The organism is Pseudocolwellia sp. AS88 (assembly GCF_030551755.1).
Lineage (GTDB): Bacteria > Pseudomonadota > Gammaproteobacteria > Enterobacterales > Alteromonadaceae > Pseudocolwellia.
In genome coordinates this window covers 1-17,658 of the sequence record NZ_JAUPEC010000039.1, presented here as the reverse complement: position 1 = coordinate 17,658, position 17,658 = coordinate 1, and the positions used below count along the sequence as shown (strand labels likewise).

At 38.5% G+C, this 17,658-nt stretch carries 12 protein-coding genes, 1 tRNA gene and 1 pseudogene; 1 reads left to right on the top strand and 13 read right to left on the bottom strand.

Features of this window, described 5'->3' with window-relative positions:
- From Q5N69_RS17865 to Q5N69_RS17805, 13 genes and pseudogenes are all read right to left on the bottom strand, one after another.
- Positions 1-73 (bottom strand): annotated as a pseudogene (locus tag Q5N69_RS17865) (elongation factor Tu); the annotation flags it as partial.
- A 92-nt stretch (positions 74-165) separates the two neighbouring features.
- Positions 166-2,271, bottom strand: coding sequence for an elongation factor G (gene fusA / locus Q5N69_RS17860; protein WP_304370447.1), 2,106 nt, complete (start codon positions 2,269-2,271; stop codon positions 166-168).
- A 90-nt stretch (positions 2,272-2,361) separates the two neighbouring features.
- Positions 2,362-2,832, bottom strand: coding sequence for a 30S ribosomal protein S7 (gene rpsG, locus Q5N69_RS17855; RefSeq protein WP_076421050.1), 471 nt, complete (start codon positions 2,830-2,832; stop codon positions 2,362-2,364).
- Positions 2,833-2,905: 73 nt separating this feature from the next.
- Entirely contained in the window at positions 2,906-3,280 is a 375-nt protein-coding gene (rpsL, locus tag Q5N69_RS17850) for a 30S ribosomal protein S12 (RefSeq protein WP_077343579.1), read from the bottom strand.
- Between the two features lie 202 nt (positions 3,281-3,482).
- The gene (gene rpoC, locus Q5N69_RS17845) at positions 3,483-7,679 is read right to left on the bottom strand and encodes a DNA-directed RNA polymerase subunit beta' (protein WP_304370446.1); all 4,197 of its coding nucleotides are present in this window, start codon (positions 7,677-7,679) and stop codon (positions 3,483-3,485) included.
- Positions 7,680-7,774: 95 nt separating this feature from the next.
- Entirely contained in the window at positions 7,775-11,803 is a 4,029-nt protein-coding gene (gene rpoB / locus Q5N69_RS17840) for a DNA-directed RNA polymerase subunit beta (RefSeq protein ID WP_304370445.1), read from the bottom strand.
- 206 nt (positions 11,804-12,009) lie between these two features.
- A complete protein-coding gene (gene rplL / locus Q5N69_RS17835) occupies positions 12,010-12,375 on the bottom strand; it encodes a 50S ribosomal protein L7/L12 (RefSeq protein WP_304370444.1) in 366 nt (121 codons plus the stop codon).
- Positions 12,376-12,475: 100 nt separating this feature from the next.
- Complete coding sequence (gene rplJ / locus Q5N69_RS17830) at positions 12,476-12,970, bottom strand: 50S ribosomal protein L10 (RefSeq protein WP_304370443.1); 495 nt, start codon at positions 12,968-12,970, stop codon at positions 12,476-12,478.
- Positions 12,971-13,274: 304 nt separating this feature from the next.
- Positions 13,275-13,970 carry a 50S ribosomal protein L1 gene (gene rplA, locus Q5N69_RS17825; RefSeq protein ID WP_304370442.1) on the bottom strand — a complete coding sequence of 232 codons (696 nt, stop codon included), beginning with the start codon at positions 13,968-13,970 and terminating at the stop codon, positions 13,275-13,277.
- Positions 13,971-13,973: 3 nt separating this feature from the next.
- Positions 13,974-14,402: a 50S ribosomal protein L11 gene (gene rplK / locus Q5N69_RS17820; protein WP_011045498.1), complete on the bottom strand. Its 429-nt coding sequence runs from the start codon at positions 14,400-14,402 to the stop codon at positions 13,974-13,976.
- A gap of 267 nt (positions 14,403-14,669) precedes the next feature.
- A complete protein-coding gene (gene nusG / locus Q5N69_RS17815; RefSeq protein ID WP_304370441.1) occupies positions 14,670-15,284 on the bottom strand; it encodes a transcription termination/antitermination protein NusG in 615 nt (204 codons plus the stop codon).
- A gap of 3 nt (positions 15,285-15,287) precedes the next feature.
- Entirely contained in the window at positions 15,288-15,668 is a 381-nt protein-coding gene (secE, locus tag Q5N69_RS17810; RefSeq protein ID WP_304370440.1) for a preprotein translocase subunit SecE, read from the bottom strand.
- Between the two features lie 86 nt (positions 15,669-15,754).
- Positions 15,755-15,831 (bottom strand) — tRNA-Trp (locus Q5N69_RS17805).
- A 525-nt stretch (positions 15,832-16,356) separates the two neighbouring features.
- Here Q5N69_RS17805 and Q5N69_RS17800 point away from each other — a divergent pair.
- Complete coding sequence (locus tag Q5N69_RS17800) at positions 16,357-16,986, top strand: OmpA family protein (protein ID WP_304370439.1); 630 nt, start codon at positions 16,357-16,359, stop codon at positions 16,984-16,986.
- Positions 16,987-17,658: the final 672 nt, after the last annotated feature.

Below are 17,658 nucleotides of genomic sequence, written 5' to 3'. Positions count from 1 at the left end.
TACCGTGATCAACGTGTCCGATTGTACCAACGTTTACGTGTGGTTTATTACGTTCAAATTTTGCTTTAGCCATTTTACAATTACCTTAAAGTTTATTAAAAGCGCAGCCATGTTGACCGAGCTAGACTTTCACTAAATATTAAGTGAGCGCCTTACGAGAATCCATTAGAATCCATTAGAATTTGTTAATGCGTCGAGTACTTTCTGAGGTGCTTCACTATACTGCTGAAACTCCATCGAGTAAGAGGCTCGCCCCTGAGTGGCACTGCGCAAGGCAGTAGAATAACCGAACATTTCAGATAGTGGTACCGTAGCATTCACTATTTTAGAACCTGCAGGTCCTTCATCCATGCCATCAATTAGTCCGCGGCGACGATTTAAATCGCCTACAACATCACCCATATTTTCTTCTGGCGTAGTTATTTCAACTTTCATCATTGGTTCTAATAGCGCAGGAGAAGCTTCTAAAGCCCCCTGTCTAAAGCCCATTGATGCAGCCACCTTAAACGCCATTTCGTTTGAATCGACATCATGAAAAGAACCATCATAAAGAGTAACCTTTACGTCAAGCATAGGATAACCAGCAATTACGCCACTGTCCATTTGCTCTCTACAGCCTTTTTCAATTGCAGGGATATATTCTTTAGGAACAACTCCTCCAACAATTTCGTCAACAAACTCGAAACCTTTACCTTCCGGCAAGGGCTCCATTTTCAACCAAACATGACCAAATTGGCCTTTACCACCTGATTGTCTAACAAATTTCCCTTCAACTTTTACCGTTGATCGGATAGTTTCGCGATAAGCAACCTGAGGATTACCCACGTTACATGAAACACTAAATTCTCGTTTCATACGTTCAACTAAGATATCGAGGTGTAATTCCCCCATACCTGAAATTATTGTTTGTCCTGTTTCTTCATTCGTTTCTACTCTGAATGAAGGATCTTCTGCTGCAAGCTTACTAAGTGCTATAGCTAGTTTTTCTTGATCAGCTAAAGTTTTAGGCTCAACTGCTACAGAGATAACTGGTTCAGGAAACTCCATACGCTCAAGTGTTATAACATGATTAGGATCACAAAGTGTTTCCCCAGTTGTAACATCTTTTAAGCTTATTGCCGCAGCAATATCACCAGCATGAACTTCTTTAATTTCTTTTCTGTCGTTAGCATGCATTTGCACGATACGACCTAAACGTTCTTTTTTCCCTTTAATTGGATTGTAAACGGTATCACCCGTTTTAACTACTCCAGAGTAAACTCTAAAGAAAGTTAGCGTACCAACAAAAGGGTCTGTTGCTATTTTGAAAGCTAAAGCTGAAAACGGGGCTTTGTCGTCTGCCTCACGTGTTCCTTCAGTTTCATTTTTATCATCATTGATACCTGTAATTGCAGGTACCTCAACAGGAGATGGTAAGTATTCTATAACCGCGTCTAATACAGCTTGAACACCTTTATTTTTAAAGGCTGAACCACAACTACATAAGATGATATCGTTATTTAATGTTCTTTGTCTCAATCCTGCTTTAATTTCTGCTTCGGTTAAATCACCTTCTTCTAGGTATTTATCCATAAGCTCTTCTGACGCTTCTGCAGCCTCAGATACTAAATTTTCACGCCATTCTTCGGCTTCATCCTGGATTTCTGCTGGGATTTCTTCGTAAGTGAAAGTCATACCCTGGTCTGCTTCGTTCCAGTTTATTGCTTTCATCTTAATTAGGTCAATAACACCTTTAAAATCTTCTTCTGCACCAATAGCTAAATGAATAGGAACTGCATTTGCACCAAGACGAGTTTTCATTTGGTTAACTACATTTAGGAAATTAGCTCCAGTGCGGTCCATTTTGTTAACAAAAACAATTCGCGGAACGGAATATTTTTCCATTTGACGCCATACAGTTTCTGTTTGTGGTTGAACACCTGAAGAACCACATAATACAAGTACTGCACCATCGAGTACGCGTAAAGAGCGTTCAACTTCGATAGTAAAGTCAACATGACCGGGAGTATCAATGATATTTATGCGATGGTCTTCAAACTGCGCATTCATACCTTTCCAAAAACAAGTTGTTGCAGCAGAGGTAATTGTTATTCCTCGCTCTTGCTCTTGTTCCATCCAGTCCATAGTAGCTGCACCATCGTGCACTTCACCGATCTTGTGTGAAAGGCCAGTATAGAATAGTACCCTTTCTGTAGTTGTCGTTTTACCGGCATCAACATGAGCACAGATACCAATGTTACGATAGCGCTCTATAGGGGTAGTACGTGCCACTTTTACATCCTCTTCCTGAGCTTCATACTCAGATAATAAAAAGTTGTGATTACCGTTTTATGACAAACGGTAATCACGACAATCACTTTCTTACCAACGGTAATGAGCGAATGCTTTGTTTGCTTCAGCCATACGGTGAACGTCTTCACGTTTCTTAACCGCTGAACCTTTGCTGTCAGACGCATCTAACATTTCGTTAGCTAGGCGCTGAGCCATTGATTTTTCACCACGTTTACGAGCTGCGTCAACTAACCAACGCATGGCTAGTGCATTACGACGAACTGGACGTACTTCAACTGGAACCTGGTATGTAGAACCACCTACACGACGCGATTTAACTTCCACTTGCGGGCGGATGTTTTCTAACGCTTCTTCGAATAGTTCTAATTGATCTTTATCAGATTTCTCAACTAAAATGTCTAGTGCACCATATACAATTTTTTCTGCAGTAGATTTTTTACCATCAACCATAAGGATGTTGATGAATTTTGCTAAAAGTTCGTTATGGAACTTAGGATCTGGCAATATTTTTCGTTGCCCTACGACGCGTCTTCTTGGCATCTTATTTCTCCGTTATATTCAGGAATAACCCAAAATGTTAATTTATTAATTTGGCCTTACTTTACGGAAACCGTTAAGATTTAGGGCGCTTAGCACCGTATTTCGAACGGCCTTGTCTTCTATCGTTTACACCAGAACAATCTAGTGCGCCACGAACGGTGTGGTAACGCACACCTGGTAAATCTTTTACACGACCACCGCGTATTAAAATAACGCTATGCTCTTGTAAGTTGTGACCTTCACCACCGATGTATGAAGTAACTTCGAATCCGTTAGTTAAACGAACACGAGCAACTTTACGAAGTGCTGAGTTTGGTTTCTTTGGTGTAGTTGTATACACACGAGTACATACGCCACGACGTTGTGGACAAGCTTGTAATGCCGGAACATTACTTTTTGTTACTTGTCTAACACGAGGTTTACGTACTAATTGGTTAATAGTTGCCATTAAATAGCTCCCGATTAGTTAAACTTGTATAAATTCAATCAATGAAAATTTATACCCTTATAAACGTGAAAATCCGCGACCTTATATTTCATACAAAATTCGTACAGAATATGAGGTCGCGGAATTCTATAGGTCAAGCAGTAGACTGTCAAGTTTTACAGCCTACTTTACCTAATTTTTCTACTTTAAATAGCGATTTAAATTAATCGGCATTTAATGCATCTGTTAACGCTTGTGCTGCATCGTCTGCAGAAACTGTAGTTTCTTCAACCGGAGCTGCATTACGTTTACGTGCTCTTTCTTGGTGGTATGAGTAACCCGTACCTGCTGGAATTAGTCGACCAACAATTACGTTTTCTTTCAATCCACGTAAGCTATCTTTCTTACCTGCAACTGCAGCTTCAGTTAATACTCGTGTTGTTTCTTGGAAAGAAGCAGCAGAGATAAATGAATCAGTAGAAAGTGAAGCTTTAGTAATACCCATCATTTGCATTTCGTATTCAGCTGGTTGTTTACCTGCAGCTTCTAATTCACGGTTTGCAATGTTTACATGAGCAACTTCAAGCTGTTCGCCTTTTAAGAAATCACTATCACCAGCATCTAAGATTTCACACTTACGAATCATTTGACGAACAATTACTTCGATGTGCTTATCGTTAATTTTTACACCTTGTAAACGATATACTTCTTGTACTTCGTTCACGATGTAATTAGCTACTGGAGCTACGCCACGTAATCTTAGGATGTCATGTGGAGACTCAGGACCATCGGCGATAACCTCACCTTTAAGTACTGATTCACCTTCGAACACTGTAAGTTGACGCATTTTAGGGATCATTTCTTCGTATACTTCACCACTTGGTTGAGTGATCAATAAACGAACTTTACCTTTTGTTTCTTTACCGAAACCAATGATACCTGTTTTCTCTGCAAGAATAGCTGGTAGCTTAGGCTTACGTGCTTCAAATAAATCTGCAACGCGCGGTAGACCACCCGTGATATCACGAGTTTTTGAGCTTTCTTGTGGGATACGTGCTAACGCGTCACCAATGTTTACTTCTGCACCATCTTCTAGGTTAACAATCGCGTTACCTGGTAAGTAGTATTGAGCTGGAATTTCTGTACCAGCAATCATTACATCATTACCTTTAGCATCGATTAGTTTAACCATAGGACGCATCTCTTTACCTGCAGAGTTACGTTGACCAGCATCAGTTACAACAATACTTGATAAACCTGTTAATTCATCAGTTTGGCGAACCATAGTCACACCATCGATTAAGTCAACAAATTGAACTTTACCACCAACCTCTGTGATAATTGGATGCGTATGCGGATCCCAATTAGCTATGATGTCGCCTGCTTGAAGTTCTTCACCATCTTGTTTAGAGATTACAGAACCGTAAGGCACTTTATAACGTTCTTTCTCACGACCATGCTCATCAATTACTGTTAACTCAGATGAACGTGATGTAATAACCAAGTGGTTAGAAGAGTTCGTTACAAACTTAGCGTTTTGTAATTTTAAAGTACCATTGTTTTTAACTTGTACATTGTTCTCAGCAGATGCACGAGATGCAGCACCACCGATATGGAACGTACGCATTGTTAACTGTGTACCTGGTTCACCGATTGATTGTGCTGCCACAACACCAATTGCTTCACCTTGGTTGATCATATGACCACGTGCTAAATCACGACCATAACAATGTGCACAGATACCGAAATCTGTTTTACATGTAATGATTGAGCGTACTTTCATTTGATCCACTGAGTTTTCTTCAATGAAATCACAAAGTGCTTCGTCAATTAATGTGTTACGTGGTAATAAAACTTCATCAGTACCTGGTTTTAATACATCTTCAGCTACTACACGACCTAGCACACGTTCTCTTAACGGTTCTACAACATCACCACCTTCAATCAATGGTGTCATTAATAGACCATCTAACGTGCCACAGTCATGCTCAGTTACAACTAAATCTTGTGCAACATCAACTAGACGACGAGTTAAGTAACCCGAGTTAGCTGTTTTAAGTGCTGTATCGGCAAGACCTTTACGCGCACCATGAGTAGAGATAAAGTATTGTAATACACTTAAACCTTCACGGAAGTTAGCTGTGATTGGTGTTTCGATGATTGAACCATCTGGTTTAGCCATCAGACCACGCATACCAGCAAGCTGACGTATTTGCGCAGCACTACCACGAGCTCCAGAATCTGCCATCATAAAGATTGAGTTGAAAGAATCTTGTTCTTCTGGCTCACCATCACGATTAATAACAGTTTCTTTTGATAAGTTATCCATCATCGCTTTCGAAACTTTTTCGTTAGCAGATGACCAAATATCGATTACTTTGTTGTACTTCTCACCCGCTGTAACAAGACCTTGTTCAAACTGAGTTTGAATTTCAGCTACTTCTTCTTCAGCATCTTCAATGATGGTGTACTTAGCCGCTGGAATAACCATATCGTCTATACCAACAGATGCACCAGCGATCATTGCGTAATGAAAACCTGTGTACATGATATGGTCAGCAAACATTACCGTTTCTTTTAAACCAAGATTACGGTATGCATGGTTAATCAGTTTTGAAATTGGTTTTTTACCAAGAGGCTGATCAATTAAGTCGTACGGTAAACCGTCAGGACATACTTGCCATAAAATAGCACGGCCAACAGTAGTATCACGAAGTGAAATAGTTTCAACTAATTCACCTGCTTCGTTACGTACATGTTCAGTAATACGAATTTTAACGCGTGCATGTAATTCTGCTACACCTGTACGATATGCTTTTTCAGCTTCTTTAGTATCAGCAAAAATCATACCTTCACCTAAACCATTTACGCGATCTCGTGTTAGGTAATATAAACCTAATACAACATCTTGTGATGGTACGATGATTGGGTCACCGTTAGCAGGAGAAAGTACGTTATTTGTCGACATCATTAACGTACGAGCTTCCATTTGAGCTTCGATAGTTAATGGTACGTGTACCGCCATTTGGTCACCATCGAAATCGGCATTGTATGCCGCACAAACTAATGGGTGTAAATGGATTGCTTTACCTTCAATAAGAACAGGTTCAAATGCTTGGATACCTAATCTATGAAGTGTTGGTGCACGGTTAAGCATAACTGGATGTTCGCGGATTACTTCATCAAGTACATCCCAAACTTCAGCGCCTTCACGCTCAACTAATTTTTTAGCCGCTTTAATCGTTGTTGCTAGACCACGAGCTTCTAATTTTCCGTAGATAAATGGCTTGAATAACTCAAGTGCCATTTTCTTAGGTAAACCACACTGATGTAAACGTAGCGTTGGACCAACTGTAATTACAGAACGACCTGAGTAATCTACACGTTTACCTAGTAAGTTTTGACGGAAACGACCTTGCTTACCTTTGATCATGTCAGCAAGCGATTTTAATGGACGTTTGTTTGAACCAGTAATAGCTCTACCACGACGACCATTATCTAATAATGCATCAACAGATTCTTGTAACATACGTTTTTCGTTACGTACGATAATATCTGGAGCTACTAGATCAAGAAGACGTTTAAGACGGTTGTTACGGTTAATTACACGACGATATAAATCGTTCAAATCAGACGTAGCAAAACGACCACCATCTAGTGGAACTAGAGGACGTAAATCAGGTGGTAAAATTGGAAGAACAGACATAATCATCCACTCAGGCTTGTTGCCTGAAGCAGCGAATGCTTCCATTAATTTTAAACGCTTAGTGATTTTCTTACGTTTAGTTTCAGAACCAATTTCAGGAAGTTCTTCACGCATTTGCGCTACTTCACCGTCAAGATCGATTTGTTGTAATAATGCAAGTACTGCTTCAGCACCCATTTTCGCATCAAACTCATCGCCATGCTCTTCTAAAGCATCTAGGTATTCTTCTTCAGTAAGAATTTGGCTCTTTTCTAAAGTCGTTAAACCTGGTTCTGTAACTACGTATGATTCGAAATATAGTACACGTTCGATATCACGTAATGTCATGTCTAGTAATAAACCAATACGTGAAGGTAATGATTTTAAGAACCAAATATGTGCAACTGGGCTTGCTAATTCGATGTGACCCATACGATCACGACGAACTTTAGTTAATGTAACTTCAACGCCACATTTTTCACAAATAACACCACGATGCTTAAGACGCTTATATTTACCACAAAGACATTCGTAGTCTTTAACAGGTCCAAATATACGCGCACAAAATAAACCATCACGCTCAGGTTTAAACGTACGGTAGTTAATTGTTTCTGGTTTTTTAACTTCACCAAATGACCATGAGCGGATCATATCTGGTGATGCTAGCCCGATGCGAATGCCATCGAACTCTTCTGTTTGATTTTGTTGCTTAAGAAACTTAAGTAAATCTTTCACACTATTCTCCTGTCGGAGTTAAATACGCGAGAGAGTATTTCTACTCTCTCCATGTACTAACCTTTATAACAAAAAGCCAGCAAATCAGTTATTTGCTATTCTTGATCTAATTCGATGTTAATACCTAACGAACGAATCTCTTTCAACAATACGTTGAATGATTCAGGAATACCTGGTTCCATACGATGATCACCATCTACTAAGTTTTTATACATCTTAGTACGACCGTTAACATCATCTGATTTAACTGTTAGCATTTCTTGTAGAGTATATGCAGCACCGTAAGCTTCAAGTGCCCATACTTCCATCTCACCAAAACGCTGACCACCAAATTGTGCTTTACCACCAAGAGGTTGTTGCGTAACAAGTGAGTATGAACCAGTAGAACGTGCATGCATTTTGTCATCAACTAAATGGTTCAGTTTCAGCATATACATGTAACCTACAGTCACTGGACGTTCGAATTCACGACCTGTGCGACCATCAGTTAATACAAATTGTCCACTTTCTGGCATATCAGCTAGTTTAAATAGCTCTTTAATTTCTTTTTCTGCTGCACCATCAAATGCTGGTGTTGCAATTGGTAAACCTGCACGTAAGTTACCTGCTAAACGCATAACTTCGTCATCAGAGAAACTTGCAATATCAACTTCTTGACGAGATTCACCTACATTATAAACTTCTTGTAAGAAGTTGCGTAATTTATGGATCTCTTGTTGTGCTTCTAACATGCGGTTAATTTTTTCACCAACACCACGAGCAGCCATACCTAAATGCGTTTCTAAGATCTGACCGATGTTCATACGTGATGGAACACCTAACGGATTCAATACGATATCTACTGGAACACCATGTTGGTCATAAGGCATATCTTCAACAGGAACAACGTTTGAAATAACACCTTTGTTACCGTGACGACCAGCCATTTTATCACCTGGCTGTATACGACGTTTAACGGCTAAGTATACTTTAACAATTTTAAGTACACCTGGTGCTAGATCATCACCTTGAGTGATTTTACGGCGTTTAACTTCAAACTTCTTATCGAAGTCTGCTTTAATATTGTCGTATTGTTCTGCAATTTGTTCTAATTCAGATTGTTGTCCTTCATCTGATAAGTTTTGAACTAACCACTTATCACGAGACATACCATTTAAATCAGCTTCGTTTAAGCCTGCAGATAATAATAGTTTCTTAGCACGTGCATAAATACCATCTTCTAAAATGCTAAATTCATCGCCAAGATCTTTCTTAACTTCTTTTAACTGCATTTCTTCGATTTCAACTGCACGTTTATCTTTTTCAACACCATCACGAGTGAAGATTTGAACATCGATAATTGTACCTGAAACAGAATTTGGAACACGTAAAGAGCTATCTTTAACGTCAGCTGCTTTTTCACCAAAGATTGCACGTAATAGTTTTTCTTCTGGTGTTAATTGTGTTTCACCTTTAGGAGTTACTTTACCTACAAGGATATCGCCGCCATTTACTTCAGCACCAATATATACAACACCAGCTTCATCAAGTTTAGATAATGCAGATTCACCAACGTTAGGAATATCAGAAGTAATTTCTTCTGAACCTAATTTAGTATCACGAGCAATACAGCTAAGTTCTTGGATATGAATCGTAGTAAAACGATCTTCTATCGCAACACGTTCAGATAACAACATTGAATCTTCGAAGTTGTAACCATTCCAAGGCATAAATGCGATACGCATGTTCTGACCTAGTGCTAACTCACCCATATCTGTAGATGGGCCATCCGCTAATACGTCACCACGTGTTACTGGCTCATTCATACGACACACTGGACGTTGATTGATACAAGTATTTTGGTTTGAACGTGTGTATTTGGTTAAGTTGTAAATGTCGATACCGGCTTCACCAGCTACCATTTCATTTTCATTAACTTTAACAACAATACGTGAAGCATCTACGTAAGTTACAACACCACCACGTTTAGCAACTGCAGTTACACCAGAGTCAACAGCAACAATTTTTTCCATACCTGTACCAACAAGCGGTTTGTCCACTTTCAATGTTGGAACAGCTTGACGTTGCATGTTTGATCCCATCAATGCACGGTTAGCATCATCGTGTTCTAAGAACGGGATTAAACTTGCAGCAACTGAAATAATTTGTTGTGGCGATACATCCATATACTGAACTGAATCAGCAGCTTTCAATGTAAATTCGTTTTTGTAACGACAAGGTACATGCTCTTGCGTTAAACGGTTGCCTTTATCTAATTCAGCATTTGCTTGAGCGATAACGAAGTTACCCTCTTCAATTGCTGATAAATATTCAATATCGTCTGTTACAACACCATCAACTAACTTACGGTATGGAGTTTCTAAGAAACCATAGTCGTTTGTTCTTGCATAACAAGACAATGAGTTGATTAGACCAATGTTTGGTCCCTCTGGAGTTTCGATTGGACATACACGACCATAATGGGTTGGATGTACATCTCGAACTTCAAAGCCTGCACGTTCACGAGTTAAACCACCCGGACCTAATGCAGAAATACGACGTTTATGTGTAACTTCTGATAATGGATTGTTTTGATCCATAAATTGTGAAAGTTGTGAAGAACCGAAGAATTCTTTAACCGCTGCCGAAATAGGCTTAGCGTTAATTAAATCTTGTGGCATGATCGCATCTAAGTCACCAAGACTTAAACGTTCACGAACAGCTCTTTCTACACGAACTAAACCAACACGGAATTGGTTTTCAGCCATTTCACCAACACTACGGATACGACGGTTACCTAGGTGATCGATATCATCAACCTCACCTTTACCATCACGTATACCAATTAGTGTTTTCATTACTGAGATAATATCTTCTCTTGATAAGATACCATCACCAACTTCATCAGCGTTACCAACACGACGGTTGAACTTCATACGACCAACTGTAGATAAGTCGTAACGTTCTAATGCGAAAAACAAGTTATTAAACAATGTTTCTGCCGCGTCTTTTGTTGGTGGCTCGCCAGGTCTCATCATACGATAGATTTCAACTAATGCTTCTAAGCGGTTAGTTGAGCTGTCTACTCTTAATGTATCTGACATATATGAACCAACATCAAATTCGTTCATATATAAAGTTGAAATATTTTTATGACCAGCTTGGCTCAGCTCTGCTAATAACTCTAATGTTATTTCAGCATTCGCTTCAGCGATTACTTCACCAGTTGATTCATCTACATATGCTTTAGATAAAACTTTACCAACAATATATTCAGCTGGAACATCTAATGATGTTAATTTTGCTTTTTCTAATGCACGTATATGACGAGCAGTAATACGACGACCTTGTTCTACAAGAACATCGCCCTTACCTATAATAATATCGAACGTCGCAGTTTCACCACGTAAACGTTCTGGCACAAGCTCCATTACAAGCTTATCGCCTTTGATTTGATACGATGTAGTATCGTAAAAAATATCTAAAATTTCTTCAGTAGAATATTCTAATGCACGTAATAAGATTGATGCTGGTAATTTACGACGGCGATCAATACGTACAAATAAGTTATCTTTTGGATCGAATTCAAAGTCTAACCATGAACCACGGTAAGGGATAACGCGTGCGTTATACAACACTTTACCTGATGAATGTGTTTTACCTTTATCATGATCAAAAAATACACCTGGAGAGCGATGTAATTGAGATACAATTACACGTTCAGTACCATTGATAACAAACGTACCGTTTTCAGTCATCAATGGGATCTCACCCATATATACTTCTTGCTCTTTAATATCTTTTACCGTACCAGCTGCAGCTTCTTTGTCGTATACAACTAAACGAAGTTTTACACGTAAAGGAGCAGAATAAGTAACACCACGGATTTGACATTCTTTAACATCAAATAACGGTTCACCTAAACGGTAACTAACATATTGTAATTCTGAACTTCCAGAATACGCTTTTATTGGAAAGATAGAACGAAACGCAGCTTCTAGGCCTGTTTCACCTGTCGGATCAATATCTATAAACTTGCGGAAAGATTCTAATTGGATTGATAACAAAAATGGATAATCCATTACTTGTACACTTTTACCAAAATCCTTTCTAATTCGCTTCTTCTCAAAATATGAGTAAGCCATGGGTTTCCTCAGCTAGCTGGTTATGACCGAACTGCCTAAATACATTCGTATGTGGCAGAGTATTACAGTGACATCTACGTCTAGACGTCAATAATGCACTGTGTTGGTTTTTCAATAAAAAACCATTTTCTTTAGCGCAAAAAGGCCGGTGACTTTTAAATCACCAGCCATTGCCTTTTCAGGCAAACAATCTGTTTAAAAACAGATTATTTGATCTCAACAGAAGCACCAGCTTCTTCAAGAGCTTTCTTAAGTTCTTCAGCTTCAGCTTTTTCAACACCTTCTTTAAGTGCTTTAGGTGCTGATTCAACTAAATCTTTAGCTTCTTTTAAGCCAAGACCAGTTGCGCCACGTACCGCTTTGATTACTGCAACTTTCTTCTCACCGAAACCTGTTAAGATTACGTCGAATTCAGTTTGCTCTTCAGCAGCAGCACCAGCATCACCAGCAACTGCAACAGCAGCAGCAGCAGATACGCCGAATTTTTCTTCCATTGCTTCAACTAGAGCAACTACATCCATTACTGACATTTCAGCAATAGCGTTTAGGATATCGTCTTTAGAAATAGACATTATAAATTTCCTGTTTAAGTAACAATCTTATGATTGTTATAAATAACTATAAAATAAAAAAGTGCAAATTGTTTTCTTTTTAGTAAAAGATAAACAATTATTAAGCAGCTTCTTGCTCTTTCTGATCGCGTACTGCAGCAATCGTGCGGCATAATTTGCCAGCTGATGCTTCTTTCATTACGCTCATTAAACGTGCAATTGCTTCGTCGTAAGTAGGTAGCTTAGCTAACATGTTTACGTCTACAACATTACCTTCAAATGCAGCTGCTTTAACTTCAAAAGCTTCGTTAGCTTTAGCGAAGTTTGTAAAGATACGTGCAGCAGCACCTGGATGCTCGTTTGAAAATGCAATTAACGATGGACCAATTAATGTGTCAGAAACACACTCATAATCCGTACCTTCAAAAGCGCGACGTGCTAATGTATTACGGATAACTTTCATCCATACACCATTTTCACGAGCTTCTTTACGTAACGTCGTAATTGCTTCAACTGAAACACCGCGTGAATCTGCGATTACAGCTGATTGAGCGCCTTTAGCAGCTTCTTGAACTTCAGCAACAATTGCTTTTTTGTCATCAAGATTGATAGCCATTGGCTTTAACTCCTGGTTCACCGGCAATAAAAAAAACCGGTATTTACTATCCCTAAAACAATTAATTTATATCAATATGCTTTAGGCCATTACGGCGAGGACCAGAATTAGGAAATACTGGGTAATCACCATCTACGTTGGCATTAATTAAGCTAAGTATGAAACGAAGCACCGACGGTCTTTGACGAGGTCGTTAACTATTAATATAATTAAAAATTAACAACATCTACCAAATTTTAAGGGGCGAGATTATAATTTATAACTCCCTCCTTGTAAAGCACCTAAAATTTAAGCGCTTTGAAAATTATACTGTTAAACTTGCTTGGCTAACGGTAACACCGGCACCCATAGTAGTTGAAACAGAAATTTTCTTAATGTACTGACCTTTAGCATTTGCTGGTTTAGCTTTTTTCAAAGCTTCCAATAATGCTTCAAGGTTTTGTTGTAACTGTGCTTCTTCAAAATCAGCTTTACCAATTGTAGTATGGATAATGCCGTTTTTGTCGTTGCGGTAACGAATCTGACCAGCTTTTGCATTGTTAATTGCAGTTACTACGTCAGGAGTTACTGTTCCAACTTTAGGGTTAGGCATTAAACCACGTGGCCCTAAAATTTGACCTAATTGGCCAACAACGCGCATTGCGTCTGGAGTTGCAATCACAACGTCAAAGTTCATTTCACCAGCTTTCACTAGCTCAGCTAAATCTTCCATACCAACAATGTCAGCACCGGCTTCTTTAGCTTTCTCTGCGTTAGCGCCTTGCGTAAATACAGCAACACGTACATCACGACCAGTACCGTTTGGTAACACAGTTGCGCCACGTACGTTTTGATCAGATTTACGTGCATCGATGCCTAAGTTTACAGCAACATCAACACTTTCACGGAAGTTAGCAGTAGCAAATTCTTTTAATAAAGTGATTGCTTCGCTGATTTCATATTCTTTTAATACGTCTACTTTTTCACGGATAAGACGAGCGCGTTTTGATAATTTAGCCATTGATTAGTCCTCTACCACTAAACCCATTGAACGAGCAGAACCCGCAATGGTACGCACTGCAGCTTCAAGTGAACCAGCAGTTAAATCAGGTTCTTTAGTCTTAACGATTTCTTCAAGTTGTGCTGTAGTAACAGTACCAACTTTATCTGTGTTAGGACGGCCTGAACCACTTTTAATACCAGCCGCTTTTTTCAATAAGAAAGAAGCAGGTGGAGTTTTTGTTTCAAATGTAAAAGAACGGTCACTGTATACAGTAATAACTACTGGAACTGGAGCGCCTTTTTCCAAAGAATCTGTTTTTGCGTTAAACGCTTTACAGAATTCCATGATGTTCACACCGTGTTGACCTAGTGCAGGACCAACTGGTGGTGACGGATTTGCTGCACCAGCAGCAACTTGTAGCTTGATTAGAGCTTGGACTTTTTTAGCCATTTTTCAATACCTATAGTGTGGGTACTAACGCTAATTATATTATTTAACTAGCTCCCCGTTATAAAAATACCAACTTTTCAACCTAATAACATAGCTTAAAAAAAATCGGCAGCGGATTATATATTAATCAACGAGGTTAATTCAAGTCATTTGTGAGTTAGTTTTGGTATGAGCTAATCTGTAAGGAGATGTAAGATATTCTTTTGTGCTAGAAAGCAAAAAACCAAAGCTAGGCTTTGGTTTTTATAATCTTGTATCAGTTAAGGTTTAACCTTTCTCTACTTGGCCAAATTCTAAATCAACAGGTGTTGAACGGCCAAAAATAAGTACTGAAACTTTAATGCGATTTTTCTCGTAATCAAGCTCTTCAACTACACCATTAAAGTCAGCAAATGGGCCATCAATAACACGAATAACTTCGCCTGGCTCAAATAATGTCTTAGGTTTAGGCTTGTCTGTATCTTCTAAACGCTGAAGTATACGATCCGCTTCTTTCTGTGTAATAGGAGCTGGACGGTCACTTGTACCACCAATAAAGCCTAATACACGTGGAACGCTTTTAACTAAATGCCATGCTTCTTCATCCATAGCCATTTGTACTAAAACGTAACCTGGGAAAAATTTACGTGAGCTTTTACGTTTTTGCCCAGCGCGCATTTCTACCACTTCTTCAGTTGGTACTAAAATTTGGCCAAACTTTTCTTCTAAACCATTAATTTCGATATGTTCGAGTAATGTTTTTTGAACGCGACCTTCATAACCAGAAAAAGCTTGAACCACATACCATCTTAGTTTGTGCTTTGGCTCTTCTACTTTAACTTCAGCAGGAACTTCCGCTGAATTTTCGTTTTCGTTCTCGTCGTTAATAATTTCTTCAGTCATAATTTAAACCTGTAAGCCAGTAATAAAGCCAACTACCCAGAATAATACTGAGTCTAGACCCCACATGATAATAGACATGATAAGTGTTGCCACTAATACGATAGCCGTTGTTTGAATAGCTTCTTGACGAGTTGGCCATACAACTTTACGTATTTCTGTTTTTGATTCTTTAGCAAAAGTAACCGCTGTACGGCCTTTTTCAGTTTGCATTGCAATTAAACCAGCGATTGCGATAGCAACAACTACACCAATTGCACGGTAAAGAACAGATTCCTCACCAAAGATATAATTTCCTGCAACTGCACCTGCTAATATAATGAGAACTAATGCCCATTTCAAAAAATCTAAAGAACCGCTAGGTTGGCTTTCAGTACTTGCGTTCATATTCTTAACCTGTAATTACGCGTCTAAACTAAGACGAAACAACCTCATTTGAGGTTTTACTTCAAACATTTTCATGTTTATTAATTTGGCAGGGGTAGAGAGATTCGAACTCCCAACCGTCGGTTTTGGAGACCGCTGTTCTACCAATTGGAACTATACCCCTATCGTATTCAACAAATTACTGTTAAATAGCTGCACTTATCGAGTGATTCTTAGTTAGTTTGGAAATTAAGAGAGACTCTAGAAGTGAGGCGCTATTATACTCAGACGTGTATTTTACTCAAGGGATATTTTAAGGTAACTAAAACATAAAGGCCTATTGTTCTTTCAAGGTGAAAATTTATTTAATTTAAAAAGAATATAATCGCTATTTATACTTAGTTTTACGATTATTATTTTAAGGCTGAGACTGTGTTAGAGAAAGATAATCGACTCATCTCTATTTTAAAATCTAAAAGCATTTCACATAATCTGCAATATTAATGACTAAGCCAGCTAGCATGCACTTAAACTTAAAGATTCCTCACCAAACGTTCAGCTTGGGTTAATGTAAACAAGCATAAGATGTTATTATCAGTCGTTCTACAATATAAGCTTAATAAACTAGAACTATTAAGATTACAATATTTCTAGTATTAAACTAATTATTAAGTTTTATCGATGTTATTTATAAGTTTAGAGGTCCACAATGAAATTTAAAAAATCTATTATCTCTGCTATTACACTTTCTTTGATCATTTCAGGTTGTGCATCTACAAATGCAGGTAAAGGCGCTGCTATAGGAGCTGTAGCAGGTGCTGTTTTAGGTAAATCAACGAGCAACCATAAAGACAAACGCTTGATCTGGGGGGCTGCTATAGGTGCAATAGCGGGTGCTGCTGTGGGCGACTACATGGATAAACAAGAAGAAGAGTTTAGAGAAGAACTTTCAGGCTCAGGTATCGAAGTTATCAGAGAAGGCGATAATATTCGTTTAGTAATGCCTTCAAATATTACATTTGCCACAGGTCAGTCGTATATAACTTCGGGATTTCACGCTACCTTAAACGACGTAGCTAAAGTATTAACCAAATTTGATAAAACTTATTTAAGTATTGAAGGCCATACAGATAGCCAAGGAAGTTATGAGTTTAACCAAAACCTTTCAGAGCAACGAGCTGTGAGTGTTAAAAACTATCTAGTTCAGCAAAACATTTTAGATGGAAGATTACAGGTAACGGGCTATGGTGAAACACAACCTTTAGTGGATAACAGTACAGAGAAAAATAGAGCGATAAACCGACGCGTAGAAATACAAATCATTCCGAGTAAAGCATAACTAGCGCTATCACTTTCTTAATTTTAAACCATACTAAGTTGATAGATTAATTGACCACTTAGCGAGAATTAAAAGGTTTATAGGCAAGATATTGATTGAAGAGCATGATTGCTCGCCCTTGGGAGCTCATTAGCAATCTGATAACTGCACAAAATTACGGATGAATAGAATAACTGTGTATAAATAATGTGTTTGTTCTAAGTCTGCTAATGTAGCTATAAGTTGAACCATTTATTAATCAAATTGGTATTATTGAATACTCCCCGTATAAAAGAGCACTAAGGTGCTCTTTTTTTATTAAGATCTTACTTTAAGTTGGCAATCACATAAGAACTTAAGATGAAACAAGACCAACTCTAATACTCATAAGTTTTTAGCATAGCCTTTAGACATTTCACGATATGAATAAATCCATGTAATGTCTCACTGACTCTCAACTTGCTCCGTATTCACGTTCTTCAAAACATTATTTCCAGAAAACAAAAAAGGATACCTAAGCATCCTTTTTAGGTTCTGTGTTAACAAAAATTAGTCGATAAATTTTGAAACAACACCTGCACCAACTGTACGACTCTCCACTTCGTCGCAGAGCTCCTCGCCCTCGCTAACTAAATATATACCATTGGGCATAGTACCTTAACGTGCTCGGTCTTCACGTCCGTGAAGGTAGTC

What these genes read in the sequence shown, in the direction of transcription:
- rplL (WP_304370444.1), bottom strand. Translation starts at nt 12,375, where the DNA reads ATGTCTATTTCTAAAGACGATATCCTAAACGCTATTGCTGAAATGTCA.
- Q5N69_RS17800 (WP_304370439.1), top strand. Translation starts at nt 16,357, where the DNA reads ATGAAATTTAAAAAATCTATTATCTCTGCTATTACACTTTCTTTGATC.
- nusG (WP_304370441.1), bottom strand. Translation starts at nt 15,284, where the DNA reads ATGACTGAAGAAATTATTAACGACGAGAACGAAAACGAAAATTCAGCG.
- rpoB (WP_304370445.1), bottom strand. Translation starts at nt 11,803, where the DNA reads ATGGCTTACTCATATTTTGAGAAGAAGCGAATTAGAAAGGATTTTGGT.
- rplK (WP_011045498.1), bottom strand. Translation starts at nt 14,402, where the DNA reads ATGGCTAAAAAAGTCCAAGCTCTAATCAAGCTACAAGTTGCTGCTGGT.
- rpsG (WP_076421050.1), bottom strand. Translation starts at nt 2,832, where the DNA reads ATGCCAAGAAGACGCGTCGTAGGGCAACGAAAAATATTGCCAGATCCT.
- rplJ (WP_304370443.1), bottom strand. Translation starts at nt 12,970, where the DNA reads ATGGCTATCAATCTTGATGACAAAAAAGCAATTGTTGCTGAAGTTCAA.
- rplA (WP_304370442.1), bottom strand. Translation starts at nt 13,970, where the DNA reads ATGGCTAAATTATCAAAACGCGCTCGTCTTATCCGTGAAAAAGTAGAC.
- secE (WP_304370440.1), bottom strand. Translation starts at nt 15,668, where the DNA reads ATGAACGCAAGTACTGAAAGCCAACCTAGCGGTTCTTTAGATTTTTTG.
- rpsL (WP_077343579.1), bottom strand. Translation starts at nt 3,280, where the DNA reads ATGGCAACTATTAACCAATTAGTACGTAAACCTCGTGTTAGACAAGTA.